Origin of the sequence: Paenibacillus sp. TCA20, from assembly GCF_000732325.1 — a bacterium.
GTDB lineage: Bacteria > Bacillota > Bacilli > Paenibacillales > Paenibacillaceae > Paenibacillus > Paenibacillus urinalis.
In genome coordinates, this window is the sequence record NZ_BBIW01000001.1 from 313078 (window position 1) to 339623 (window position 26546).

27 protein-coding genes are annotated in these 26546 nt (G+C 46.0%); 5 read left to right on the forward strand and 22 right to left on the reverse strand.

Features of this window, described 5'->3' with window-relative positions:
* Window positions 1–81 precede the first annotated feature (81 nt).
* Complete coding sequence (locus TCA2_RS01455; protein WP_337999933.1) at window positions 82–870, reverse strand: alpha/beta hydrolase; 789 nt, start codon at window positions 868–870, stop codon at window positions 82–84.
* Window positions 871–953: 83 nt separating this feature from the next.
* Window positions 954–1787, reverse strand: a complete 834-nt coding sequence (locus tag TCA2_RS01460; RefSeq protein ID WP_047909773.1) for an AraC family transcriptional regulator — start codon at window positions 1785–1787, stop codon at window positions 954–956.
* Between the two features lie 113 nt (window positions 1788–1900).
* Between TCA2_RS01460 and TCA2_RS01465 the strand changes: the two genes are divergently transcribed.
* Entirely contained in the window at window positions 1901–3928 is a 2028-nt protein-coding gene (locus TCA2_RS01465; protein WP_047909774.1) for a beta-galactosidase, read from the forward strand.
* Between the two features lie 187 nt (window positions 3929–4115).
* Entirely contained in the window at window positions 4116–5024 is a 909-nt protein-coding gene (locus TCA2_RS01470) for a hypothetical protein (RefSeq protein WP_047909775.1), read from the forward strand.
* 69 nt (window positions 5025–5093) lie between these two features.
* On the opposite strand, the gene TCA2_RS01475 is transcribed toward TCA2_RS01470, so the two are convergent.
* The gene (locus TCA2_RS01475; protein ID WP_047909776.1) at window positions 5094–6608 is read right to left on the reverse strand and encodes a UxaA family hydrolase; all 1515 of its coding nucleotides are present in this window, start codon (window positions 6606–6608) and stop codon (window positions 5094–5096) included.
* Window positions 6605–8110, reverse strand: a complete 1506-nt coding sequence (locus TCA2_RS01480) for a tagaturonate reductase (RefSeq protein ID WP_047909777.1) — start codon at window positions 8108–8110, stop codon at window positions 6605–6607. Before TCA2_RS01480 ends, TCA2_RS01475 begins: the two co-directional genes overlap by 4 nt.
* A gap of 136 nt (window positions 8111–8246) precedes the next feature.
* Here TCA2_RS01480 and TCA2_RS01485 point away from each other — a divergent pair, with 136 nt between their 5' ends.
* Entirely contained in the window at window positions 8247–9119 is an 873-nt protein-coding gene (locus tag TCA2_RS01485) for an AraC family transcriptional regulator (protein ID WP_052511654.1), read from the forward strand.
* 167 nt (window positions 9120–9286) lie between these two features.
* Here the strand turns inward: TCA2_RS01485 and TCA2_RS01490 are convergent, their stop codons facing one another.
* Window positions 9287–9880 (reverse strand): HD domain-containing protein, encoded by a 594-nt coding sequence (locus TCA2_RS01490; protein WP_047909778.1) that lies wholly within the window; start codon window positions 9878–9880, stop codon window positions 9287–9289.
* A gap of 207 nt (window positions 9881–10087) precedes the next feature.
* Here TCA2_RS01490 and TCA2_RS01495 point away from each other — a divergent pair, with 207 nt between their 5' ends.
* The gene (locus TCA2_RS01495; protein ID WP_238546255.1) at window positions 10088–12064 is read left to right on the forward strand and encodes a translation factor GTPase family protein; all 1977 of its coding nucleotides are present in this window, start codon (window positions 10088–10090) and stop codon (window positions 12062–12064) included.
* Window positions 12065–12099: 35 nt separating this feature from the next.
* Complete coding sequence (locus TCA2_RS01500; RefSeq protein ID WP_047909780.1) at window positions 12100–12774, forward strand: tetratricopeptide repeat protein; 675 nt, start codon at window positions 12100–12102, stop codon at window positions 12772–12774.
* A gap of 83 nt (window positions 12775–12857) precedes the next feature.
* Here the strand turns inward: TCA2_RS01500 and TCA2_RS01505 are convergent, their stop codons facing one another.
* The 17 genes from TCA2_RS01505 to TCA2_RS01585 all read right to left on the reverse strand — a co-directional run bounded on the left by TCA2_RS01505 (window position 12858) and on the right by TCA2_RS01585 (window position 26505).
* Window positions 12858–13898: a phosphotransferase gene (locus TCA2_RS01505; protein ID WP_047909781.1), complete on the reverse strand. Its 1041-nt coding sequence runs from the start codon at window positions 13896–13898 to the stop codon at window positions 12858–12860.
* 79 nt (window positions 13899–13977) lie between these two features.
* A complete protein-coding gene (locus TCA2_RS01510) occupies window positions 13978–14637 on the reverse strand; it encodes a GDSL-type esterase/lipase family protein (RefSeq protein WP_047909782.1) in 660 nt (219 codons plus the stop codon).
* 189 nt (window positions 14638–14826) lie between these two features.
* On the reverse strand, window positions 14827–15027 hold the full coding sequence (locus tag TCA2_RS01515) for a hypothetical protein (RefSeq protein ID WP_047909783.1): 201 nt from the start codon (window positions 15025–15027) through the stop codon (window positions 14827–14829).
* A 65-nt stretch (window positions 15028–15092) separates the two neighbouring features.
* Window positions 15093–15518: a GNAT family N-acetyltransferase gene (locus tag TCA2_RS01520; protein WP_047909784.1), complete on the reverse strand. Its 426-nt coding sequence runs from the start codon at window positions 15516–15518 to the stop codon at window positions 15093–15095.
* A gap of 57 nt (window positions 15519–15575) precedes the next feature.
* A complete protein-coding gene (locus tag TCA2_RS01525) occupies window positions 15576–16580 on the reverse strand; it encodes a BadF/BadG/BcrA/BcrD ATPase family protein (RefSeq protein ID WP_047909785.1) in 1005 nt (334 codons plus the stop codon).
* The gene (locus tag TCA2_RS01530) at window positions 16573–17268 is read right to left on the reverse strand and encodes a hypothetical protein (RefSeq protein ID WP_047909786.1); all 696 of its coding nucleotides are present in this window, start codon (window positions 17266–17268) and stop codon (window positions 16573–16575) included. Before TCA2_RS01530 ends, TCA2_RS01525 begins: the two co-directional genes overlap by 8 nt.
* Window positions 17269–17359: 91 nt before the next feature.
* Entirely contained in the window at window positions 17360–17914 is a 555-nt protein-coding gene (locus TCA2_RS01535; RefSeq protein WP_047909787.1) for a nucleotidyltransferase family protein, read from the reverse strand.
* Window positions 17915–18003: 89 nt separating this feature from the next.
* Window positions 18004–18720, reverse strand: coding sequence for a class I SAM-dependent methyltransferase (locus TCA2_RS01540; RefSeq protein WP_047909788.1), 717 nt, complete (start codon window positions 18718–18720; stop codon window positions 18004–18006).
* A gap of 93 nt (window positions 18721–18813) precedes the next feature.
* The gene (locus TCA2_RS01545; RefSeq protein ID WP_152557587.1) at window positions 18814–19143 is read right to left on the reverse strand and encodes a hypothetical protein; all 330 of its coding nucleotides are present in this window, start codon (window positions 19141–19143) and stop codon (window positions 18814–18816) included.
* A gap of 16 nt (window positions 19144–19159) precedes the next feature.
* On the reverse strand, window positions 19160–20107 hold the full coding sequence (locus TCA2_RS01550; RefSeq protein WP_047909790.1) for an alpha/beta hydrolase: 948 nt from the start codon (window positions 20105–20107) through the stop codon (window positions 19160–19162).
* 189 nt (window positions 20108–20296) lie between these two features.
* Window positions 20297–22009 carry an ATP-binding protein gene (locus tag TCA2_RS01555; protein ID WP_047909791.1) on the reverse strand — a complete coding sequence of 571 codons (1713 nt, stop codon included), beginning with the start codon at window positions 22007–22009 and terminating at the stop codon, window positions 20297–20299.
* Between the two features lie 43 nt (window positions 22010–22052).
* On the reverse strand, window positions 22053–23105 hold the full coding sequence (locus tag TCA2_RS01560) for a B12-binding domain-containing protein (protein WP_047910209.1): 1053 nt from the start codon (window positions 23103–23105) through the stop codon (window positions 22053–22055).
* 205 nt (window positions 23106–23310) lie between these two features.
* Window positions 23311–23616, reverse strand: a complete 306-nt coding sequence (locus tag TCA2_RS01565; protein ID WP_047909792.1) for an antibiotic biosynthesis monooxygenase — start codon at window positions 23614–23616, stop codon at window positions 23311–23313.
* A 131-nt stretch (window positions 23617–23747) separates the two neighbouring features.
* Window positions 23748–24218, reverse strand: a complete 471-nt coding sequence (locus TCA2_RS01570; RefSeq protein WP_047909793.1) for a MarR family winged helix-turn-helix transcriptional regulator — start codon at window positions 24216–24218, stop codon at window positions 23748–23750.
* 122 nt (window positions 24219–24340) lie between these two features.
* On the reverse strand, window positions 24341–25012 hold the full coding sequence (gene rpiA / locus TCA2_RS01575; protein WP_047909794.1) for a ribose-5-phosphate isomerase RpiA: 672 nt from the start codon (window positions 25010–25012) through the stop codon (window positions 24341–24343).
* A gap of 168 nt (window positions 25013–25180) precedes the next feature.
* The gene (locus TCA2_RS01580) at window positions 25181–25798 is read right to left on the reverse strand and encodes a TraX family protein (RefSeq protein WP_047909795.1); all 618 of its coding nucleotides are present in this window, start codon (window positions 25796–25798) and stop codon (window positions 25181–25183) included.
* A 68-nt stretch (window positions 25799–25866) separates the two neighbouring features.
* Window positions 25867–26505: a CBS domain-containing protein gene (locus TCA2_RS01585; protein ID WP_052511662.1), complete on the reverse strand. Its 639-nt coding sequence runs from the start codon at window positions 26503–26505 to the stop codon at window positions 25867–25869.
* Window positions 26506–26546: the final 41 nt, after the last annotated feature.

The following is a 26546-nucleotide window of genomic DNA, read 5'->3' on the forward strand; positions in this document are numbered from 1 at the left end:
TAAATCGCAGCTTATGTAAATCACTTATAGTAAGGCAAGTAGACTAAGGCAGCGTTTACAGTAATGCGTTTCAGATGAAGATTACCAGCCCTGCTGCTTAAGCCAGGATATACATAAGCCCTTCCAGCGGCCTGTCGTTCCTTCCAGCTCCTCTGCCAGCCCAAGGCCATGACGTCCTGCTTCAAATACATGCAGCTCATGAGGCACTCCCGCCTTGGTCAAGGACAATGACATCTCCAGACTATTCTGCAGCGGTACCGCCGCATCCTCGTGGGTATGCCATATGAAGGCAGGCGGCGTCTGGCTCGTTACCTGACGTTCAGCACTGTATTGTCTGACCAATTCCTCATCCGGCTTCTCGCCAAGCAGTGCATCCTTTGAACCTTGATGACCATAATCCTCCATCGTAATGACAGGATAACACAGCACAATGCGATCCGGCCTTGAACTAACCCGCTCAAGCGGATCAACGCTCTCTGGATCTCCTTCCACCCACATCGTTCCTGCACTTGCCGTCAAATGACCTCCAGCGGAAAAACCGAGCATCGCAATCTTGTTCGGATTAATCCCATACTTATCGCTGCTCGCTCTCACATATTGAACGGCTCTCCTTGCATCAGACAATGCAGCGGGCTGACGATGAGGAGTGATTCGATATTTAAGGACAAAAGCCGAAATGCCTGCTTGATTCAGCCACTCCGCAACCGGTCCGCCTTCATGATCAGCTAAGTGACAATATCCGCCTCCGGGACACACGATAACGCAGCTGTCAGCTCCCTCGACCAGATAAGGAGTCAAGGTGGGAGAATCATCTTCCAATCCAGCGGCCGCATACGGCGGCACTCCAGACCATAATTTTATTGACTGCACAACCAGCCCTCCTAAGCTATAAATAGAATAATTTTAATCCATCATCCTACATTAAATCGTTTTCATCAATCATTATTTTAGGCCTAGTAGAGCGTTCGGAAATGCTCGGGGGTAATTCCCTCTATTCTCCGAAATGTAGCGACAAAATGACTCGCATCACGGAAGCCTACTCTGCCAGCCGTCTCCTTCACTGTAAGATGAGGCTCTGATGTCATGATCTCCTTGGATTTACGTATTCTTTTCAGAATAAAATAGCTGTACGCCGTAATGCCAAATGTCTGCTTGAACATCATATTCAGATATCTGGGGGAGACCGAGAGCACCTCCGCCATTTCCATGAGCCCCACACCAGGATCGCTTATCTTCTCTTCCATAAATGACAGCAAGGGTGCTAATCGATCCATAGCATGTGAGAGGGAGAGCGTATTGCCGGTTGTCCCATGCTTTTTGAGCAGCAGTAAGAACCGATAAATATCTCCTGACGCGTCCAGCCCCGTTAGATCAAAATCGCTGCCGATGGAATCAAGAACCTTTTTGCTATAAATCTGAAGCTCCGAGCTCACTTTCCACTGATAATAAGCAGATTCCTGCAAGTCCAGTGAGGATAGGATCGCTGCTGCCTGCGGACCGCTGAATGTAATATATATCGTTGACCAGCCTTCACCTCTCCCGCTGTAATGATGCGGCACATTAGGAGCAAGCAGGATGCCCGTCCCTTTAGGAAGTGGATAGGTTCTGCCCTCAAATGAAAATGTCCCCTCACCATCTACCGTTTGCAGCCAGTGATAACAGGGATAGCCAGCGGACCGCTCAATCGGCTCCTGATTGTTGTTCTCTCCTATGCTCTCTATAAACAGGGGCAGAGGATGCTCCTTCCCTGTCATAAAAAAACGCTGATGGTCTTTGCTCAGCCACATATCCTTCGTTCCTCTACTTCCATATTATTATATAGTCCATAACAATTCTTATATTTTAAAAATATAATTCATATTATATGATTGAATTATTCTTATACAAGAGGTGAGTTCACTTGATTAGTACGAAGCTTCCTAAAATGTTCTACGGCGGAGACTACAATCCTGAGCAATGGGATCAGGCTACACATCAAGAAGATCTGCGCATGTTCAAGCTCGCAGGGATTGATATTGCGACAATTAACGTTTTTTCCTGGGCCAAGAATCAGCCTGATGAGATCACATATAATTTTGGATGGCTCGATGAGCTGATCGACAGTCTTTATGAAAGCGGTGTCTATGTATGCCTTGCAACGAGCACCGGCGCTCATCCCGCATGGATGGCAACGAAATATCCTGACGTACTGCGGGTAGATAAGGACGGACGTAAACGCAAATTTGGAGGCCGTCATAACTCCTGCCCGAACAGTCCGACTTACCGGCTCTACTCCGAGCGTATTGCGGACAAGCTGGCAGAACGCTACAAGGATCATCCTGCGGTTCTCGTTTGGCATGTGTCGAACGAATATGGGGGCGACTGCTACTGTGACAACTGTGAACGTGCATTCCGTGTCTGGCTGAAGGAGAAATATCAGACACTTGATCAGCTGAACAGAGCCTGGAATACGGCATTCTGGGGACATACGTTCTATGATTGGGATGAAATTGTGCTGCCAAGCAACCTGAGCGAGGAATGGGGAGATCGTTCCACGAACTTCCAAGGAATCTCTCTGGATTACTCCAGATTTAATTCTGACAGCATGCTGAACTGCTACAAGCTGGAGTACGACGCAATTAAGAGGCATGTGCCTGAATCTGTTGTGACTACCAATCTGATGGGCTTCTTCAAGCAGCTGGATTACTTTAAATGGGCCAAATACATGGACATTATTTCATGGGACAGCTATCCAAGCCTAACGACTCCGCCAAGCGAAACTGCCATGGCGAATGATCTCATGCGCGGACTCAAGGACGGAATGCCGTTCATGCTGATGGAGCAAACGCCAAGCCAGCAGAACTGGCAGCCGTACAACTCACTTAAGCGTCCGGGTGTCATGCGCCTGCAGAGCTATCAGACTGTAGCCCATGGCGCAGATACGGTCATGTTCTTCCAGCTCCGAAGATCCATCGGTGCCTGTGAGAAGTACCACGGCGCTGTTATTGAGCACGTCGGGCATGAGAATACACGCGTATTCCGTGAAGTAGCTCAGCTTGGTAAGGAGCTGCAGCGCATCGGAGATCGCCTCTTAGATTCGCGCGCTGATGCCAAAGCCGCCATTGTATTCGATTGGGACAACTGGTGGGCGATTGAGAAATCGAGCGGTCCAACGATCGCTCTGAATTACGTGCAACAGATTCACAAATATTACGCGTCCTTCTACAACCGAAATGTTCAGGTCGACATGGTAAGTGTGGATACCGATCTAAGCGCATATGATCTTGTTGTTGCTCCGGTTCTGTACATGGTTAAGCCTGGATTCGCTGAGAAATTGGAAGCCTTCGTAGAGAATGGCGGAACGTTCCTGACGACATTCTTCAGCGGTATTGTAAATGAAAATGATCTGGTCACGGTCGGCGGATATCCTGGAGAGCTGCGGAAAATGCTGGGCATTTGGGTTGAGGAGATTGATGCTCTGTTCCCGGATCAGAAGAATAAGATTGTTCTGAAAGATAAGTTCGGCAAGCTTCAAGGCAGCTACGAATGCGGCATGCTATGTGATCTACTGCATACGGAAGGTGCTGAGGTTATTGCGGAATACGGCGAAGATTTCTACAAGGGAATGCCTGCGGTGACTCGCAATACGTTTGGCAAAGGCGAAGCATATTACGTAGCAACCGATCCAGAACAAGGCTTCCTCGATGAACTGATTGAGAAGATTACAACGGACAAAGGAATTCACCCTAACCTCTCAGCTCCATCCGGTGTTGAGGTCAGCCGCCGTGTCAAGGATGGCATCTCCTATCTGTTCGTGCTTAATCACAATACGGAGGCCGTATCCTATGATCTAGGCCAATTAGAGGCTGAAGATCTAATCAGTGGCAGTCAGCTCAGCGGCATGGTATCCATTGAAGGCCGTGACGTTCAAATTTTGGAAGTCAAATAATCTGGCAAGAAACAAGCGTTATCCCGTATCCATTATGGATACGGGATATTTCTACTTCCTATGAATCTGGGAGGAAAATCAGAATGCAGTAAGGAATACATCTGGAAGCTAAAATATTTCTAGTTCTATAGCCTGCTATATGCAACCCGTTTCCTTAATTCAAATATACTAAGGAGTTGATTCTGTGATGAAAAAGTATCCTCTGCTGGATATCTCTCACCCTATCGTACAGCAAGCAAGTGACTTTATTTATAAGAACGCCCGTCTCTTGGATCGTCTCCGATTCGCACATCTCAGTGGACAGGGATCACCTGAAGCGGTCTTGCAAGCATTAGCTGCATATCAGAACAAGGACGGTGGATTCGGTCATGCTCTTGAACCTGACATCCGTAGTCCGTACAGCCAGCCGCAGGGAGCAGAATTTGCACTGCATTTGATGGACGAAACAGGGGTTTTCCCTGAGAGCTTAATGACAGGACTAGGACAATTCCTTGAACAACATTCGAATCCTCATACAGGGGGATGGCCCTACGCCTTCCGCAGTGTAAACGAGCATCCTCATGCTCCTTGGTGGACCACGGAATCGGATGATACGGCTTCCATTAATCCTACCGGCTCGATTGTAGCCCTCCTGCTGAAATCAAGAGACTGGCATCCATTCCTCAAAGAGAAATGGTTGAACCGAGCTATTCAATATACATGGGATACGGTAGAGAGTGCCGATCTAACAGGATTCCACAACTGCATCCACGCTGTTCACTTTCTCGAACAGCAGACAGGGGATCCCCGTGCTGCAGCGGTGAAGAGCAGAGTAGATCAGCACTTATCCGAGCCGGGTGTCATTGAACTTGATCCTAGGGCTGAAGGGTATGTGCAAAAAGTGCTCGACTGGGCACCAAATTCAACCAGTTATGCTGCCCAGTTCGTCCCTGAGGAGATTCTCTCACTCCATCTCGATCATCTAGTCTCGGAACAACAGGCTGATGGCGGGTGGCCCATCTCATGGGAACCACTGAGCTCAGCAGCCGAGAATGAATGGCGGGGACATCTCACGATCGAGCGGCTGAAGACACTTTCGAGCTACGGCCGATTATAACCAAAAGAAATAAGCTTCCGGCAGCTCAGAAACAGCCGGAAGCTTATTTTTGATGAATCCACCGATGTGCTACAGGATTACGCCGTCCTTAAATATGGCAATTTCACGGAAACCGTGCTGCTCACTGTTTGTCTCTGCACGACCGGATGCAATATCCACGAGCTGGCTTAACAGCTGAACAGCTGCATCATCCATGCTGATCCCTTCGAGCAGCTGCCCTGCATTATAATCAATCCAGTGCTTCTTCCTGCGAGCCAGGTCGGAATTGGTTGCGATCTTCACCGTAGGTACAGGTCCGCCAAACGGCGTCCCTCTGCCTGTCGTGAATAAAACGATGTGCGCACCCGCTGCGGATAGTGCCGTAACGGAGACCAGGTCGTTGCCGGGAGCTTCAACAATGTTAAGCCCTGGCTTAGTCGTCCTGTTTCCATAAGACAGAATATCTACCACTTCTGAGCGCCCGCCTTTTTGAGTACAACCAAGTGATTTCTCCTCCAGAGTAGTAATACCCCCTGCTTTATTACCTGGAGAGGGATTCTCATAAATGTTCTGACCGTGGTTTACAAAATACTGCTTGAACCCATTGATCAGCTTAACGAGCTCATCATATACCCCTTGGTTTGCAGCACGGTTCATCAGGATGGTCTCCGCTCCGAACATTTCAGGAACCTCTGTTAGAATAGCCGTGCCTCCTGCTGCTACAAGCAGATCAGATACGACACCAACGAGGGGATTGGCCGTAATACCGGAGAAGCCATCCGAGCCACCGCATTTGAGACCGATCTTCAACTTGGATAACGGCAGCGGCTCACGACGTGTATGCTCGGCCTGCTCGACCAGCTCTTCAATTAATCTCATGCCTTCGCTCAGCTCATCATCCGTTTCCTGTGCTTTGAGAAAACGCACTTTATGATGATACTCCGCAGGAATAAACGACTTGAAATCATCGACCTGATTGTTCTCACAGCCTAGACCAATAACGAGCACCCCTCCAGCATTCGGGTGTACAACGAGTGAAGCAAGGAGCTGCTGTGTATACTTCAAGTCATCGCCAAGCTGTGAGCAGCCAAAGGGGTGAGGAAAATGATATACTCCGTCAACACGTCCCTTGAATTCGCCTTCTCCCATCCGGGCCAATGCTTCACATACCTTGTTAATGCAGCCGACCGTATTAATAATCCAGATCTCATTTCGAATTCCGGCTTCGCCGTTCGGACGCAGATAACCGTCGAACGTCAGGAGATGAGCAGGCGGTGCGGGAAGCGCTTCTGGCTCGGTTTTTTCGTATTCATATTCGAGGAGTCCAGATAGACCGGTTGCGAGATTATGAGTATGAATCCAGCTGCCTGGCAAGATTTGTTCTTTGGCCACGCCGATAGAGTAGCCGTATTTGAGTACATTCTCCCCTGCCAGGATCTGCCGGGCAGCAATTTTGTGACCCTTCGGAATGTCTTCAGTCAAAGTTATGGTTGAGGAAGAATTCCGTTCAATCACTTCTCCCTTTTTATAATCACGAAGAGCAATAATTACATCATCTTTCTCCCGAATGATGGTGAAGTCCTGTGTTCGATGAATGGTGCTCATACCTGTTCCCCTTCCCATTCTCTTATCGATTCACATATACTCTCGGTAAGTCCAGGCAGCAAGGATAAATCCTGTCCCCAGATCGTTTCCTCTGCCAGGATCTGAGTGATCACACGATCAAGAGTTTTACCCTGCCCTAGCTCTGCCCAATGTCTCTCCAGTACCTCAAGATGCGCTTCATTGTCTTTAAGCAGTACAGACTCACCGCTATAGGTTACCGTCTTGAATCCTTCCTCTGTCTTCACTGTCTGGTACAATCGAAGCAAAGCGGCAAAGCCTGTCACAATCCGTTTTGGAAGCACGCCGTTCTTGCGGTAGTAATCCAGCATCGTTGGCATCAAGCGAACTTTAAACTTGCTCAAGCTGCCCAGCATAATGTCCTGCAGTCGATGATCAATGTATGGATTCATAAATCGTTCAAACACTTCACCCGCATAAACATGCAGCTCCTCTAGCGGAAGATCCAGCGCTTGCGTGACCTCCTCATACACGGCTGTCCGCACCCATTCACCAAGCTGAGTATCCTCCATCGTTTCCCGAACGAAGCGCTTGCCCTGCAAAATACCGAGCGGTGTCATGAGCGTATGAGCACCATTCAGGATACGGACTTTTCTAAGCTGATACGGCTTCAAATCATCGGTAAAGTGCACATTAAGTCCTGCCTGTGCCAGCGGAAGCTTGTCGGCAAGCGAGCGGTCTCCTTGGATTGCCCACAAGTGATAAGGCTCCGCACTGTTAATCAGCGAATCCTTATACCCTAACCGCTCTTCGATATCATCAATTTCAGACTTTGAGGGTGCACCTGTAACGATACGATCAACGAGATTGTTCAGAAAATGATTGCTGCTCTTGACCCAATCGCGAAACTCCTCCGAATATCCGAAATCTTCACTATGCATCAGTACGTAGGATTTCAACAAATCACCGTTGCCTTCAACCAGCTCGCACGGGAGATGAATTAATCCTTTGGCGGGATCCCCTTGAAAATGTTGAAAGCGATGATGCAGGAATACGGTTAGTTTCCCGGGAAATGAATTCACTGGCGTACCTTCATAGTACTCTGACTTCTCATACACAAGACCCGCTTCCGTCGTGTTGGACACAACGATATCCAGTTCTGGTCCTTCAGCCACAGCCAGGAATTCATTCCATTCCTCGTAAGGATCGATCATATGTGACAGCACAGGAATGATAACTTCCCGCTCTACCGCTGCTCCGTTCTCTATACCTCGGGTCAGCAGCGTATATAAACCATCCTGCTCTCTGATGTTCAGCAGCTTGTGACGACCCGATCTTCTCGGCTGTGTTACGGCAACACTGCCTTCAAACCACCCTTGTGCAGCGCTTTCATAAATCATCCAATCAAAAAATCCCCGCAAAAAATTTCCTTCCCCGATCTGAAGCACCTTTACCGGCATCTCTTGAAATTTAGCCAGCTTCGCGCTGTCGGTTATTCCTTCCAGCTTCCGTCCCAGTCTAGGGAGATCATTGCTTACCGCCATGCTTCATTTCTCCTCTAATCAATGACATATTGTTTCCTGATACTGTTCATTGTATCATCAATATAAAGAAGTGAAATTGCCGATTTTGATAAAAAAGTACTCTCATTTGATATTTACGAAAAAGAGGCGATCCCCTATGCGTAACTCACTGAACGCACCTGTTGATACTCGCATTCCCTCGGATATCGAGCTGCCCTTCCGAATGCTCTATTATGAGACCAAGCCCTATGAGCACGAGCTTCCCGACCATCTCCATGATTGGCATGAAATGATCTGTGTTCATCAAGGACGGGGCAAAATATTTATCGATCATATGAGCCTAGATATGGAGCCAGGTGACCTGATTATGATTCCAGGAAATACCATTCATCGAATTTTTCCTGATCCGGATAATCTTCTAACTTCCACCGCCTTCTATATCAGCCCTGCATTGTTTCAAGGCATGGGAAATGAAGCTATCTCAACTCTGCTGCTATTTGAGAGGCACCGCCAATCCAAAATTTATAAGCGGCAATTCAGCAGGCAGGAGCTGGACGATGTAGGTCAAATCATCGATCACATCTATACCGAAATGAACAGTCGTAAGCCAATGCGTTCTTACTCCACGCTCCTTCATTTGCAGCTTCTGCTCATCTACTTAACCCGGCTCAGCTTCGTAACGGATCAATCACCAGCGATCATGTCGGGCCCTGAATGGCTTACCCAATCTTTATCCATTATAGAGCACAAGCTGCGTGACAAGGTCTCGCTTGCCCATTTGGCTAAGGAGGCTTCGGTGTCGCCCGCTCATTTCAGCCGCGTATTTAAGCAATTTACGGGAATGACGCCGACAGACTACATCTGTGCAAGACGGATTATCCTGTCCAAGGAACAGCTGATGCATAGCGATCATACGATGGCCGTTATTGCCGAGAGCTGCGGGTTTGACAGTCTTCCTCACTTTTACCGCATGTTCAAAAAGCATACAGGAATGACGCCTGCGAACTATCGTAAAAGTGTACGGATGTAGATACTCGTGACGTTGTTGTCACAACGATTTAACCAACTCGTACCTTTTCGAGAGGAGGCAGTTTATAAAGAAAAAGTCCGGAGGAAGCAAAACTCTACTTCTCCCGGACTTTTTATCAGAACGACTTTCATCACATGCAATCAGTTTTTTGTGAATATGCAGCCTATTCAGGGCAATAAGTATCCTTTTTCTACTGCCTGCTCAAGCAGGCTCGCTGCATATTCAGCAAGTACAGGAGAGGCTTCTGCTATGACTGCAACACGTGCTTTAACTGCGCTGACGGATACCTGATGTGCTCTCCATGCTTTGCCCTCCGTATAGAAGTTATGCAGCACCGGATGAAGACGATCCATAGCCGCAGCATATTTGGCTTCATTCGTCAGCCCTTCTTCAAATTCAAGCCACAGATTCATCCACTCGCTTGCTTGTTCGGCCGGAAGTAAACCAAAGATCCGCTTGGCGGCCGCTACCTCTCTGTCCCATTTATCCTCATAGCCTTTGACATCATAAGCGAAGGTATCTCCTGCATCAATCTCTACCAGATCATGAATCAGCAGCATATGAACTACTTTCTTCAGATCCAGTTGATCATCGATTGCGTGCTCTTTCAAGAGAAGAGCCATGACAGCGATATGCCAGGTATGCTCTGCATCATTCTCACGTCTTGACCCGTTCATCAGATAGGACTGGCGAAGCACATGCTTAAGCTCATCAATCTCGCGAATAAATTCAATCTGTTTGGCAACTCGTTCTATACTCACTGTTCCATTCTCCTTATCCAGCTCATCATTCGTATTTCATCGATATCCTGCCCTTAAGCATACCACTTCGGATTTATTGAAGCCAAGTCCTGAGCACATGAAAGGTTGTCTGCAAGATTAGAGCCTCTCATTGTCAAACTGCTGTGGTATAATTACGTTTATAAAAATGGCTGATGCATTAGGGCTGAAATACTGAGGGGTTTAATCGTGGCTAAACATCATCGTAATGTTGGTATTTTCGCGCACGTCGACGCAGGTAAAACGACGACAACCGAGCAAATATTGTATCAAAGCGGAGTTATCCGTGCGCTGGGCAGTGTAAATGAAGGAACAGCATTCACCGATTCGCTGGACATCGAAAAGCAAAGAGGAATATCTGTCAAGGCTGCGGCTACCTCTTTTGTATGGAAGAATTGTACAGTAAATTTAGTAGATACGCCTGGTCATATAGACTTTATATCTGAGGTGGAACGCAGTCTCCGGGTTATGGATGGTGCCATCCTGATCATATCCGCTGCAGACGGGGTACAAGCACAGACGGAAACCATATGGAAAGCACTTCGCAAGCTACATATACCTACTATCATTTATGTAAACAAAATGGATCGGCCGGATATTTCTGTAACGGATATCATGAACAATATAACTTCACTCTTATCTCCCGCGGCCTTGCCTGTTCAGCAGATTCAGTTCGATCAAGAGGTGCTGAGTGATGCGGTATCCATCTTCACTGCAGATGGAATTGACGCTCGTGAGGAGCATAACATCATTGCTGAATGGCTGGCTGATCAGGATGAGGAATTTCTGGAACGATTCATTGAAGGTGAAGATATTTCCCGGAATGAGCTCCACGACCGGATCGCAGCGGAAGCAAGACATGGGAATGCTTTTCCTGTCTGTTTTGGCTCGTCTCAAAAAGGAATCGGAATTCAAGAATTAATGGAAGCCATCATCGATTATCTGCCTGGACCAGCCTGCAATGCGGATGGCCCTCTCTCGGGTGTTGTCTTCAAAGTAGAACGGGATAAATCAATGGGAAGAGCCGTCTATATTCGACTCTATAATGGGAAATTACATACCCGGGATACCGTCACCATTAAGAATCGGGGTCTGGAGGAGAAAGTAACCCAAATCCGCAAACTCGAAGGACGAAAAGCGATCGACCTCGGCCAATTTGAAGCAGGGGATATAGCAGCGGTCTACGGTCTTCATGAAGCGCAGATTGGAGACATCATTGGGAGTGAGACATACGTTCCTCCACTGCCAGGAATGGCGGTCCCATTGCTCACAGTTCAAGTGCACTGCAAGGATGCTGCACAGTATCCCTCCCTCATCGCAGCCCTCCAGGAATTAACGGATGAGGACCCGCTGCTCGGCCTGACATGGCTCAAGGATGAACGGGAGCTGCATCTGAAAGTAATGGGATCGATACAGCTCGAGATCCTGGAGAGCATTTTGCTGAGCAGATTCGGGCTTGCTGTCACATTTGATCCACCATCTGTTATCTATAAAGAAACACCCACAGCTGAAGGCGAAGGCTACATCGCCTATACCATGCCTAAGCCTTGCTGGGCTGTACTTCGGTTTGCCATTCGGCCTCTTCCCCGAGGCAGTGGTCTAGTCTATCGCTCAGAGGTTCGTTATGACCATCTATTGGAGCGCTATCAGAATGAAGTGGCACGCCGTGTGCCAGAAGCGCTTGAGCAAGGATTGTATGGCTGGGAAGTAACAGATCTTGAGGTCGTATTGACCTATGGAGAGCATCATGTGTGGCACACGCATCCGCTCGATTTTGTAGTCGCAACTCCCATGGGCATTATGGATGGATTAGATCAAGTGAGAACGACGCTGCTTGAGCCGATGCAGCACTTTCGAATTATCGTGCCGGAAGAGAACGGCGGTAAGGTCCTTAGTGAACTGGTTCATATGCGGGCCGTGTTTGAAGCTCCTTATATTGCACACGGACGATGCACCGTAGAAGGTATTATCCCTGTAGCTACATCCCTGAATTATCCGGTGCAGCTTCGATCAGAGACGAAGGGCAGCGGAATCATGACGACGAGCTATGCAGGTTATCAGGCATGCCCCGAAGGTATCTCGGCCACTCGGAAAAGACGGGGGGTTGATCCACGAGATCAGTCACGTTACATCCTTGCGGTTCGCAATGCCATCAGTTCATCATAACAGTAAATTAGATAGAACATATACGGAGGAGATTTATGAGCAAAATTTTAGGTTTTGGACTTCTGCTTTACCTTTTTGGCAACCCATTCGTTGCTATTATCGTATTGCTGCTCATCATTTATTTTCTTGACCGCAGATTTGTCGGTGTGTTCCCAAGCCTGACCAAGCCGTATAAACGAATGCGGAATATATCCAAAAACCGCCAGCAAATTGCGATGAACCCAAATGATGTAACGGCAAAGCTTGATCTGGCAAGACTGCTCATTGAACGCAAAAAGTTTAAAGAGGCGAATGAACTGCTGCGATCCATCGAAGGCGCCTATGAGCATTCGGCTGAATATTGGGATGCATTAGGAACGACCGAGCTTCATCTCGGGCAGCTTGAATCTGGAGAACAGAATATTCTTAGAGCTCTTGAGATCAACCCAAGAGTAAAGTATGGGCAGCCATATCTGCGGCTTGCATCTGCTTATAGAGACAGAGACCACAGCAAGGCTCTTCGCTATGTAGAACAATTCCAGGAAATCTCCTCTTCTTCCAGCGAATCGTATTACTATCTTGGCCTGGTCTATCGTTCGCTAGGACAGCCAGCTGAAGCCAAGGAGGCCTTCAATCAGTCCATTCTGGTCTATCGATCCCTGCCGAAGTACAAGAAGCGCCAAGAACGCCGCTGGGCGGTACGCAGCATATTCCGCAAAATGATGAACTAATTCATTGCACTTTATAGGTAAATGTTCTATACCCTACACAAACAGCTGTACTCCATAATCGTGGAATACAGCTGTTTTATTATCTATTTCGATGGATTCAAAATGCTTGCCAGTTGATCTCTGTGCTTGTCCATCCATTTCATACGTACAAACAGCTCCTCCAATTGCCGTTCAACTACAGAAGGTGGGTCTATGCCCTTTCGCCACCTGGATATGAAGTGCATTACAACATCGAGCCGGCGAAGCAGAATCAGCAGCGGTATAACCGCCCTCTCGTCCTTCTCTAACTCAATCACTGAAGTGAAGCCAGATATGAGTGCAATACATTTCTCCCACATCTTCTCCTCTTCATGGCTCAACATATCCGATAGTGGAACAGCCAGCTCCATCACTCTCACATCACGCGTCGCAAATTCAAAATCCAGAATCGCATAAATTTGACCTTGAGCATTCTCCAGTACGTTAGAAGCATTCATATCACCATGAACGATTTGATGCGGCAGCTGATCGATGGAACGAAGGGCTTCAAATAGCTGTGCAACAGGCTCTGCCATCTCCTTCATTTGTCGAGCTTGATGCTGAAAGACCGGATCAGGCTGATTGAGAAAAGAGAGCAGATATGCTGGCGGGCATTCCGGATAGGAAATATCAAGCCTATAGTAAGGCGGGTATATGGGGGCTTGGGGCAATTCTACTCTTGATAAGGCAGCAGAGAGCTGCCCCACCTGTTTACCGAGCTGTTCATACTGCTGAGGTTCGTTAAGCTCTGGATTCCGGCCCTCTTTATATCGAAATAGAGCGGCGATTCTACCATTACAATAAGTCATCGTATTCCCTTGCAGGGTATGTACTAATTCAGGAATCTCAAATCCTCTCTCCGTTCGTAATAGTGAATCCAGCACCGCATGCTCATACAGCACCTTATCCTGATCCTGATGTGATTCATACAGCCTGAGCACATACCCTTGGTTCCGGATTCGTAACTGATAGGATGAATTGTTCATTCCACCACGAAGTCGGCTTATGCTTAGCTCTGCTGCTTCATAGGGTCCTGGAAAATAGCTGTTCCTGATGTCCTGAAGGATATGCACCTCATCATCCTGTGTATACTCGTCAACACTCATGCATCCATCTCTCCTTATGTTCAGACGCTTCTAAAGGGAGGAACACAAGCTGTAATACCTGTATTCCCCTTTTCTCTTATTATTTTCTTCGAACACTTGCATTTCCTATTGATGCTAAAGGTTCATAGCCCAGTCTAGCAAGCTGGTCATCGATTACACGGTAGCCCTTGCTGCTCGGATGCACCTGATCAATAAACAGCAGCTCGCGCTCTCTTCCCTGAAAAGCATGTAATAACGGAGCTGCGGCGATATTCTTGCTCGTAAATCCTAGTAAAAATTCATTATACTGCTTCACAAATTGATAAGCTGCTTCACTTCGCGGCATTGGATTATACAGTCCGATCAGACGAATAAAGTAGGGATGCGATTTCTTTTTGAGCTGTCGAATCTCAGAAATAATTTCAGAGACATACTTCTCACAAGACTCAAGCGTTTCAATCAGCACAGGAGAGAGCAAATTCCCCTTAGCATAACGCGTTGCCCGAATCAGATCGTTGCCGCCTATTGAAATCGTAATCACATCTGCCTCTTTAATCAGATAGCGCACGTGCTCATTATATTTTACCATGGACAACAGTCCCTGTGAGGTTAATCCGTTTACGCCTCTATTGCTGACAAGCACCATGCCGCCTAAATGATATTCTAGTCTTTTTCGGTAGAGAGGTACAAATCCGCTGCCAAACAATGCACCGATTCCAACAGTGAGTGAATCTCCTAGGGCTAAATATCGGTACACCATATGATTTCCCTCCTTTTATTTTGCTGCCGATCTATTTTAGTTTATGGAGGAATTCAGGCATTTGGCACGGCAAGTTGTCCTTGAGAAGGCTCCCTTCTCACAAAAAAACACATACGACGAATCGAATGAAGGCTCCGAAACGTTCAGTATGTGTTCTCTTATTATGAAACGGATTGATGAATATAGAACTTAAATAAAATAAGCAGCAATACTTCCGATCAGCATGCCCCCGATAAAATAAACACCGCTCTGAGGAAATTTTACTTTGCGCAATTCAGCATACACAATGGCAAGAAAGAGTACGAACATAATAAGCTTCAGCCACAATACTAAAAATGGAACAGCTAGACCTAGCAACAAACCTATGATTCTGTACACTGTTGTTGACAATATACTCTGCTCCTCGCTTGTGAGTTATCCTTCAGCACTGCTCACGCTTCTGCCAGCAAGCAGTCTTATTCCTCTTCCTCTGTTTCAAAGACACAGCGGAAGCGTTCAACCCCAGGATACTGCTCTCCCAGACTGTACACAACAAAGCCCACATTGCGATAAAAATCTACCGCTTCTTCGTCTGTTTCCGCAATAACCGTCTCAGGCTGATATCTGCTGATCATTTCTGAGATGATCCCGCGGCCGTACCCTTTTTCCCGGTTCTCGGGTAGTACAGCCAAATGCTTGATCATCACTTTGCTCCCATCCTGCTCAATTCCGATGAGTGCAACGAGCTGACCTTCATCTTCAAATCCGAGCAGCTCCGTGGAATCATTATTTTTATACATCGCAAGTGCTGCTTGAATATGAGCTTCTTCTGGGAGTGTCGAATACCCGATTAACTCCTCTACGATGACATCATTTATACGATCTTTAATAGAAACTAGCAAAATGAAAATCCTCCTGTCCTAATATCCTTAACTATACGTACTTTAGGACTTTTGGCGTCAGATTTCAAGTTCATAGAAATTATATTGCTGTCCAAGCCTCTTCATCATGGACTCTGTTGTTATTTTGCCGGCTGCTTCATAGGCCATCATGACAGCACCGATATCACTCGGGAGTCTCTGTTCAACGTATACAAAAACAGGCTCAGTCTCGTTCTTTGTACTGCTATTTAATTGTGACAATACGGCCTTCTTTAGATAAGATGAAGTAATGCAGCTCCCGCTGAAGGACACGAGAATTTCAGAAGCACGGAAGGTAGCAGCGATCAGGCGAATGCCGACGGCTGTTTGTCTAGCTGCCTCACTGCATATGTTGACAGCCAGCGGGCTCCCGGTGTCAGCGGCTTCTGTAATGAAATGTGCCATATCCCCAAGCATTCGGTTCTGGCTGCGTTTGTCCACTCCATATCCGCGGAGAGCCAGCTCAGCCAGCTCATGTGTTGATGAGCATCCTAAATGTTGCAGAACTAGATCGACCAATGGCAGGTCAGCTTCTTCATAATAGCCGGAGATGATTGCATAGACCGTTTCATAGGTTATGAATCGGGCTGCGACACGGGCGTAGTGGGCAAAGTCATCATTTCGCACCATTCTGCCTTCTTCATTAATACCGAAAATAAGGGAGCCTGTTCCACCGATGGCTACAATTCCCGGACGACCTAAAAAAATGGAACGATGAGCAGCCAGCGTATCATTAACTACCTGACCATGAGTGGAGATACCTAGCTCCTGAAGAACCTCCATTGCCCACTTCTCGTCTCCAGGCTGATCTATCCCAGCGAGTGCGGCCGTAATTGAAGCGACATGATCCAGCTGTCTTCCTGCTGCTTCTAAGGCATCTAGAATACCGGTGCGAAGATTCTCTTCCGCCTGTATATTATGCAAGCGATTCGTGCCGCCTAAGCGCACCTGTGCCAGAATCTGTCCTGTAAAATCAGCAACCGTCACTCTTGTATAGCTTCCTCCTCCATCGATCCCGATCACGATGTCAGCTCTATTATTCATGTATTACCTCCTGATAAGCATGTTGATCATATTCAGTCTGCGCTTGCCAGGAGGGGAGCAGCCAGCTCAGTTCCTCAGCCGTATCCTGAATAAACTGCTCCACACGCTCCACATCCATGAACCGAAGGGAACGGGGCTTAACAGGTTCCTCCAGCTTCCTTAATATCTCAAACCTGTAATCATCGACTTCATCCATGCTAACGAGAGCGCCCATAGACAACGCCGGAGCGATCTCCAGCGCCTCCAGTAAATCCTTAGTTTCTGGATGTATATCCATTAGTATGTATTCCAGCTGCAGTACATCACGCTGGTATAAGCTCTGAAAAGATCTAATTTGACTGTACCAGCGGTAAACTATAAATCGCTGTACGTAATTCTCTATCCCTTTGTATACCGTTTCTGCCCACCTTACATCTGCATACAAGTGCGCGGCATATCCCAATAAATATTCGTTGTATTCTTCTCCTAAGCTTCGGTCTGCATGAGCCGAATGGAACAGCTGAATATCTCTAACTCTGGGCAGCACACCTTCAGATGGACAGGAATGACTTGCCCATTTCATCTGTTCATTCGCGCCTTGTCGTACTCGAAAAGCGTTAGGTGCGATACTGCCAAGTACAAAAGACGGTGAGGGCCGCCCTTGCTTTACCAGATGGGCAATCGTTAAATGAACCATTGGCCAAGGCATAATAATTCCCCACTTTTCCCCTTTTTTAATATTGCTATTTTCTCTCTAGTCTTTCTTATAGGTGGGTTTGCTTTTGCTATATTGCATCTACTCAGCCGTGCAAAATTAATAAAGGCCAGTGATCCAGCCACTCCTTCTCAAACACTCGCTGCTTAAACAGCCCGGAATGGAGGAAATAGGGACTTTGCCTGACGTTCATTTCAAACAGATCTTGAAGACCAAATGGGCTGACTATCTCCATCTCATCCTGATCATTTAGTCTGATCGCCACGGCAGTTGCGGTTTCAGGCCAATACCTCATTGCATCCTCTACTGATTGGTATGGAGTCGTCCGATTGTTATATTCATGCATGTGGGCTTGATTCTTGACCTGCCAGTTGCGCCTGATCTGGCCGGATTCAAGCTGCTTCTCATACTGCTTGTCTATCCAATCATCTGTCTGATCAGGGTCGTAGTAGATGACGTCAATATCATGAAGAGGTGTATATTGTTTGTATTCATGCAGTACATCCCAAACACGATTACGGATATATCCTGCAGCGATACATCCCTCGGGAAGCCTTAATTCACGAACACGCTTTAGATCATCCATTACCTGGACATCCTTCATGATCTGATATAGCTGCTCTTCATAGCTTATATTCATAATTCCCTCCTTGCTCTATAAATTATAGTCTATATGTTCATAGGCATTCAATGAATAGTTTGCACTTTTTTTACAATTCAGAATAGGATTTATTCTAACCGCTTCTGGGCTGCAAAACGGATCAGTTGACAGCGGAATTCAGTGGGCTCATCATATTTCTGTTCAGGAATGGCTTGTGTTACACGTTCAGTGAACAATATCTCCCAATCCTTATATTGATCTGCAAGCAATTCTTCTGCATGCAAAGTAGGCAGGTTTAGTTCAATCAAAGGTTCTCTCGGCTTATGATCCTGCAATGACACTTCCTCTACATTCGTACTCATCGTAATGAGATTAATCCCGCCGAGCTTCGTGCCTTCTTTCATTCTTTGAATCACGGTGCGCAGCGCCTCCTCGGAAGACACATGCTCAAGACAGGAACACGCCGCAATATAATCGTACCGATTGTACGCAATATCATAATGCTCAATATCTGCTTGCTCTGCCGATATCATATGGTCTACCTTATATTCCTTGGCATGATCAACGAGACTATGAATAGCCTCTTCCAGTAAATCAACAGCGATCAGCTCACTATTCGTTCCCTTGAGCTGTTCCGCCATCGCAATCGTATTTCTTCCCGCACCAGCTCCAAGGTCAAGTATGGTCACATCCTGCTTCACACGCATTAAGCGCGCAAGACTTTCCATTACAATTGGCATCGGACCGGCCATCCAAGTTCCCTCTTCATAAATATCATGCTCTTGATAAAATTGTTTATGGTAATTCTCTTCCATTTTACGAGCTTCTTCAAATTGTCTATTCATCGAGTAGATACCTCCGTTAATCATTCATTGTAGGATGTATTTACTCTTTAACCCATTCAAAGACTTCTCATTCAGCATGGAAAAATATCCACCCTACGAAAGCCAGCCAAAATAAACGATAGCCCAAACCACAGTAGCGATCAGTCCTCCGGTTACCATCATCTGGCCTACGTCCCGGCGATATTCATCGTCATGGAACAAGAGAAACGTGCCGATTAGGATGGCAATTGGTGACAAGAAAAACGTTATTATAACGAGCAGAACAGCCGAATATTTGTCCACATAGAATAAATCTTCTCCGGGCAGCTCATTCATATCCAGTGACCGTTGTTTCTTGACGGCCAGTTCACCGCAATTCCTGCACTTAAAGACATGGTCGCCAAGTGGCTCCCCGCATCCCGGACAACTCCGATTTTGATTCATCGTAATCCCTCTCTGTTTATCCAGCCTGTTCATTTATCTCCAAATACTTTGTCAAGAACTCACGTACGGCCTGCTTGTAACCATCCGGGTCTATAACAAATGCGGTTCCATGCGCGGCATGGGGAACGGTGAACAAATACTTGTCTCCACCGCTATGTTCATATAGCTCATACACCATGGAGGTAGGTACGAAATCATCCTCTTCCCCATGAATATATAGTACAGGCAGTTGAGTTTTTTTCACTTGCTCCAGAGCAGACGCCTCTTTAAAGCCGTAGCCTGATTTCAGCTTAGTGTATAAGCTTGTCAGCGGAATAAATGGAAATGGAGGCAGCTTAAACATTTGCTTCAATTGATAAGTTAATTCCGCATGAACAGAGGTATATCCACAATCCGCTATAATCGCCTTTATTTGCGGAGGCAGCTTCTCCCCACTTGCCATCAGTACGGTTGCTGCACCCATGGATATGCCATGCAGGATGACCTCGCTGTCTACACCTGTCCGCATAATAACTACCTGCATCCAGTCGATATAGTCCAGTCGGTCATGCCATCCAAAGCTGATATAGTTCCCCTCACTCGCCCCATGTCCACGATCATCCGGCATCAGCACATTATAGCCGAGTTCTTCCACATAGAATTTGGCAAAGGCAGACATGTCATAGCCTCTCCCTGTATAGCCATGAGCCAAGATGACCGTTGTATTCGTCTTAATTTCCGGTTCAATCCATGTGGCCCTAAGCTTCAATCCGTCGAAGGAGGTCAGCTCAAGCTCCTCCCTTTTCTGTGAACGGATCCAGGCATAATCGGGTCCAGAGGATACCACTTGATCACCGGCTGCCTGATCTGCATTTCCCGCCAAGAAAGCTTTTGGGGCACGTGATACAGCCATTTTATAAAAGTGTGACACAATTACCGCCATGATCGCAATGACAACTAGAGCAACAATAACAATCCACCACATTCTAGACTCTCCCCTTCCTATCCATACCATCTTTCTTTCTGTATGATTACTCTATAACGACTTTTCTTTTTATACAACCTATGTCTGTTGATATAGTAAGCGCATTCTGCTGTGCATACTGTGGCGTATCAAAAAAGAGGCATTCTGCTAAAGAATACCTCCTTCATTGATTCAGCTATGAAATTTCCATCACAAGTGCTTCTCCATAGCAGTGCACGCTTCCAGATAAGCAGGCATCAGTGCCTCTAGCAAGCAATCTATTGAATCCAAACGGCCTGATTTAGCTGCCTCCTCTATGGCTGCAAACAAGGTAGATAAATAATGGATACCCAGACTTAAACTGCTGGATTTCAAATCATGCGATACCTCGATTGTACTGCTATAATTTCTGTCCTTCACATATTGGATCAGCCGATTAATTTTGTCAGGTGTATCATTTTGATACATTTCGAGAAGTGTCGATAACAGCTCACTATCCTGATCATCCCCGAGGTCCATCAGCTCAGCCATCGTTTCTTGATTTAAGATTTGATCATCTCTGCCTGTAACCCAGCGCTGTATAATCTCCTTCAGCGCATCCAGAGAGATCGGTTTAGCGATGTAATCGTCCATACCTGCCTGTATGCACTTGTCTCTCTCGCCCGGAAACACATTGCCAGTAAGAGCGATAATCGGCGTATGACGCTTCATCTCATCACGCTCGATTTGGCGTATTTTCTCCGTTGCCTCAATCCCGCCGAGCTTCGGCATGAGGTTATCCATCAAAATAAGCGAGTACGGCTTACTTAAATATGCTGATACGGCTGCTTCTCCGTTCTCTACCGTCTCCACATTGGTAATGCCCAGCTTTTTTAGCTGCACGAGCACGACTTTGCGGTTGATTCCATTATCCTCTGCCAGAAGAATCGGATGTTGTATTTTAGATTGTTCTGCTCTATGCAGCGAATTCGTACGCCGCATACTATATGTCGCAGCATCGCTTGCCTCTCCTGTTACCTTCGCTGATGGGAAGCTGACTTCAATCCAAAATGTTGAGCCTGCATCCTGTTCACTTATTACACCAATCTTACCGCCCATAAGCTCAACAAAGGATTTGCAAATGGACAGCCCAAGTCCTGTTCCACCATGCTCTGACTTCTGCCCTTCTCTTGTTTGCGAGTAAGGCTTAAACAGCATGTCCTGCTCCGCTTGGGATATTCCTATACCATTATCCGTGACCTCGATACGTAATTTCTGCTCATATTCCGTTTGAGACAAGACGATGATACGGATACGAATCAAACCATTATTGGTAAATTTGTTTGCATTGCCCGCTAGGTTCGTAAGTATTTGAGTCATCCGTGCTGAATCACCAGCAAACCGTTCGAATAAAGAGCTGTCCATATCGGCAACAATCCGATTACCTTTGTCAGATACTTTTTGGGATAGTAGAAGTGTTACATGCTTAACGATGGCTCTTAGATCCATTGAAGAAGGGTTAAGCTTCATTTCGCCAGCCTCTAATTTAGATAGATCCAGCAAGTCATTAATAAGATGGAGTAGTATATGGGAAGATTCCTGAATAACCGACACAGACTGTCTCTGCTCCTCCGATAGCTCCGATAGAGAAAGCACTTCAGCCATGCCTAAAATTCCATTAAGCGGGGTTCTGAACTCATGACTCAGAAGAGCAAGAAATTCCGTCTTTGCTTCATTGGCATGCACAGCATCCTCTCTTGCCTCCGTTAATTTCATATTGTTCTTTGTCAGCTCACGCTGGAGTGTAACCAGCTCGTTGTTCATGCTCGAAAATTGTTCGAGCAACCGCTGTTCCTGTTCCTTGCTGCGGATGATTTCTTTATTCAGGTCCTCAATAAGGTGCCGCAGTTTAGTCAACTCTAAATCGTGATAAGAATTCATCATATCCCTCCTTTATCCGTTCATCGTGACACGAAGGGTTCTTGTATTACTTGGCAGATATAAGCTTGTTAGCTAGAGCGATGGCTCCTTTCGCATCTTCTGCATATCCGTCTGCTCCTACTTCCTTCCACAGCATTGAAGCTGTATTAAAAGGCATACCTCCGACCAACACTTTTACTGCTGCCGTCTTCGGATGATTTCGAACCTGTATGATCAGCTCTCTAACAAGATGCACATGATATGTCATGGTTGCAGATAAAGCCAAAACATCGGCTTTATATTTGAGAAGCGAATCGATGAGACTATTATTGGGTACATTTGCTCCCAAATAATATGTATCCCACCCCTCCATTTCAAATTGATCCGTTAGCAGTCGAAGACCAATCTCATGCTGCTCGTTCCCAACACAAGCCGAAACAATACGATGTCCTTTTGCAGATTTCGTGAGCCAATACGGATACAGCCTCGAAATATTTGCCTGTGTAGCTGCTGTGCAAAAATGTTCTTGCGCGACCGTGATTTCACCTGTTTGCCATAGCCTGCCGATTTCATGCTGTGTCATTTGAAAAATATATGTGTATATATCTTTAATAGGTATATGATCCTTAGCCATTTCTTCAACAATCGCAGCAGCGGCGAGTCGATTACCGGACAACAGCTGATCCAGGTAGAGCTTGGCTTCCATGTAATAAGGAAGCTCCTCCCTTACAAACCGCGGAGCAGGCTCTGCTAATCCCACCTCTACCATCCCCAGCTCCAAGTATTCCAGAACAAGCTCCTTGTCTGAGTATTCAAAATATTCTTCAATCATTTCCTTAATTAGCAAAAGATTAATTCTGATGTCTTCATCCGTAACTCGGTAACCTTTAAGCAATGTCTTAAGCCAGGACACGTAATTCGTAAACAGAACAGGGCTTCTCATCATCACACTCTCAGCCAAGAAATTCAAGCTGTATAATGAATCCTGCTTCGTTCTGATCCGTCCAGATTGTCCAAACTTTTGGTCTAGCTCAGGCTGCAGCTCATACTGTCTATCGGTTATTCGCTCAGCCAGCTTATCAGCATCCTTTAATAACGCCTCACCAGCTGCATATTGCATTGAATTCACAACCCATGCAGCTCCTTCCGTGCTTCTACATAAAATAGATTATTCTATCTGAATTATTCTATGATATATGAATCAATTTCAAAATACTTTTAGCTGCTTCAATCAAGGGTATATATAGATCAAAATGATTTTGTTTGTCTATATATAGTTTCAATTACACCATTTTAATGATTTATGAAATTGATTCAAATGATTACTATTCTGCTCGTACCGTATATCTTTTTACGGTCGGCTTAATGTTAGCCAATTCTTGATCCGGATACTTCCGCTCCAAGTCGTGAATGCGCTTGAAGTCGGAGCTTGTCACCCATGCAAGATAATCCTTCTTATCCTGCCAAGTCATATGAACGGTAAGCTCTCCTGGCTTAAATTCGTTCTGCAGCAGCTGAAATGAGATAAATCCAGATGCCTTGTCCACGGAGCGGCTTCGGTTTTGATAGAGACCGACGACCTCCTCTACTTTATCAACTGGAACCTCGACAATCGATTGAACAATGTACAAATGAATGCACTCCTTTTACTCCAAAAATTCATGCACTTCATGATTACTCGATTGTCCCATAAGATGATTACACATGCAAGCATCACCATATATAACAAAAAGGACAGACCCTATGAACAGGGTCCATCCTACTATAGGCTATCGTTTACTTCTGACAGCTTACCGCTTGCTGATAAACCAAGCTTCTTGAGAAGACGAATAGCTTCTCTTTTCTCATCCTCCGAGAGTCCTTGCTCCGCTCTGATAATGACTTCGTGATGTTGAGGGAAGATCTGCTCGAAGAACGCAGTCCCCTCCTCCGTTAGCTCCGCATAAATCACTCTTCGATCCTCCAGAGAGGCTCTGCGTATAAGCAGCTTCTTATTCTGAAGCTTGTCCACCACATAAGTAATGTTGCCGCTGGACATTAAGACCTTTTCCCCAATTTTTTGAAGCGGCTGGGGACCTTTATGATACAAAAGATCAAGAACACCAAATTCAGTCGTATTTAAGCCATGGCTTTGAATATCACGATTGGATCTTGCAGTGACTGAGTTGTATGCTCTTGCAAGCACCACAAATAGTTGAAGCGACAAATCCTTGTCATCGCTAATATTAGACATAACCTTGCCTCCAGTAACTATAATCCACATGAAGTTTGATAAACTCCATTGCTACAATGAAGTTATCACCCCCTGTCTATGGATTTCCTTCCTGTCTTGAATCTATTTCATTTGAAATGGATTCACTTGCGTTTAATTTCTATCGTTCCATCTGCATGTGCAACAACGATCGTATCTGCCATATCTACAAATAAACCGTTATCAACGACACCGGGAATCATGTTGAGCTTCTGGTTCAATGCCTCAGCATCAGAGATGCGGCCCAGCTTGCAATCTGCAATGTAATTTCCGTTGTCTGTCATGTATTTCTCCGAACCGTTCATCCGCCATGCAGGATGGCAGCCCATTTGATCCAGTGCATGGTAGGTCCATTCACAAGCAAACGGAACGATCTCTACAGGCAGTGGGAATTTCCCGAGTGTATGTATTACTTTACTTTCGTCAACGACAATAACGAGACGCCGGCTGTTCATTGCAACAATCTTCTCGCGCAATAGCGCACCGCCGCCGCCTTTGATCAGATTCAGACGTCCATCAACTTCATCTGCTCCATCAATGGTAATATCCAGCCTTCCGATTTCGGAGAACGGGACGAGCGGAATGCCTAGCTCTCTAGCCTGATCCTCCGATGCTTGTGAAGTAGCTACTGTTTCAATTTGCAGTCCTTCGTTCTTTACCCGCTCGCCAAGGCGTTGAATTGCCCAATAAGCCGTTGAGCCTGTGCCTAGTCCAACCTTCATTCCGTCTTTAACATACTCTACTGCTCTCTCTGCAGCTAAACGTTTCAAATCCACCCTGAGCTCAACTCCCAATCTTGTTCGCATTTATATACTATTGTAACCGATTCATGTCACGTATGGAATATATGTTCTTACGTTTATATAAGTCTTGAGATTTGACATTTTGCATTATTATACAGGAATAACTCGGTTTGTTCCATCTGCTTACCAGCATGATCGTCCTTATCTTAGATAAATTCGGACAATTCCTATGATCGCAAGATGCAGAGGATAGAAGATCGTCCATAACCAGCGTGGAACGGAAGATCTGAATGATGCCCCCCTGTACACGGCGAAGGCAATAAATATAGTAGATATCGTGCTCCATATCTGAATTTGTGACTGCAGCATATCTATAATATTCAAGAACAGATGTGCAAACACCATCACGAAGCCTTCAGTGTACCTATAGATCAGCACGAGCAACAAACCATAGATCCCATAATCCATTGTCGATATTTCCATCATGAATCCTGCTGAAATAACAATAAAAATCGCTGCAATTTCATTCTTCACTTTATCCAGCGCCTGTAGTACAAGGAGTGAAGCCAGCAAGGTCCACACGACATTTAATGTGGATTGGTTGAATGCAGCCATAAACGGAATCTGGGATACAACTGCAATAATAAACAAACGGAAGGTATAACGCTTCACATTACGTGTATGTTTATAACCAAGAAATATAGAAAATGCATATACCGGAAAAGCAATCCTTCCTATAATACGCAGAATGCTGTGTTCTGGAAAAAACACAGCTCCTATATGATCAATCAGCATTGTGATCATGGCTATCCAGTGCACTTATCTGCCCCCTTTATGTACACAAAAAGATCAAAATAGATAGATAGAAATGTGTTAACTCCCCCAGGCTAGACTCCTGCCAGCTCAATGAACAACTGGAGCAAAGTCGTCTTGGATACCCTCCCAATGACTTCATGCTCACCTAATTCTCTTACTTCTCCTTCACCACGTATGACGGGTAGACAATTGACCTGATAGCGAATCAGCATCTGGGCAGCGAGAATAGCCGGATCATTAGGCGTGAGTGCAACGGTTTGCGCCCGCCTGGTCATCGTCAGGCTGACAGGAATGCTCTTTAAATCTGCATGACCGAGTGTTACTTTGAGCAAATCCTTACGAGATACAATCCCTACAAAATCATGGCTTTCATTCTCTACAAACAGTGTTCCTGTATTCTCCTGAAATAACATGGCAACTGCATCATATGCCGAACGATGCTCCTGAATCAGAAGCGGCGGTGTCAACACATCGTTAATCGTTAGTCTGGATATCTGTTCATTCATCTGACTGAGCTCATTTACTGCCGTTCCCAGAGTATATCCAACCTTAGGCTTAGCATCCAACAATCCAAGCATCACGAGTATAGACAAATCGGACCTGATGGTAGGACGGCTTAAACCGAGCTGCTCTGCAATATGATCACCTGCGATTGGGGCGTAACGTGCGACCAGATCGATAATTTCCTGTTGTCTGCTCGATAATTCCATAACCGCACCTCCTGTAATTCCCTCGTGTTCACTATTTTAAA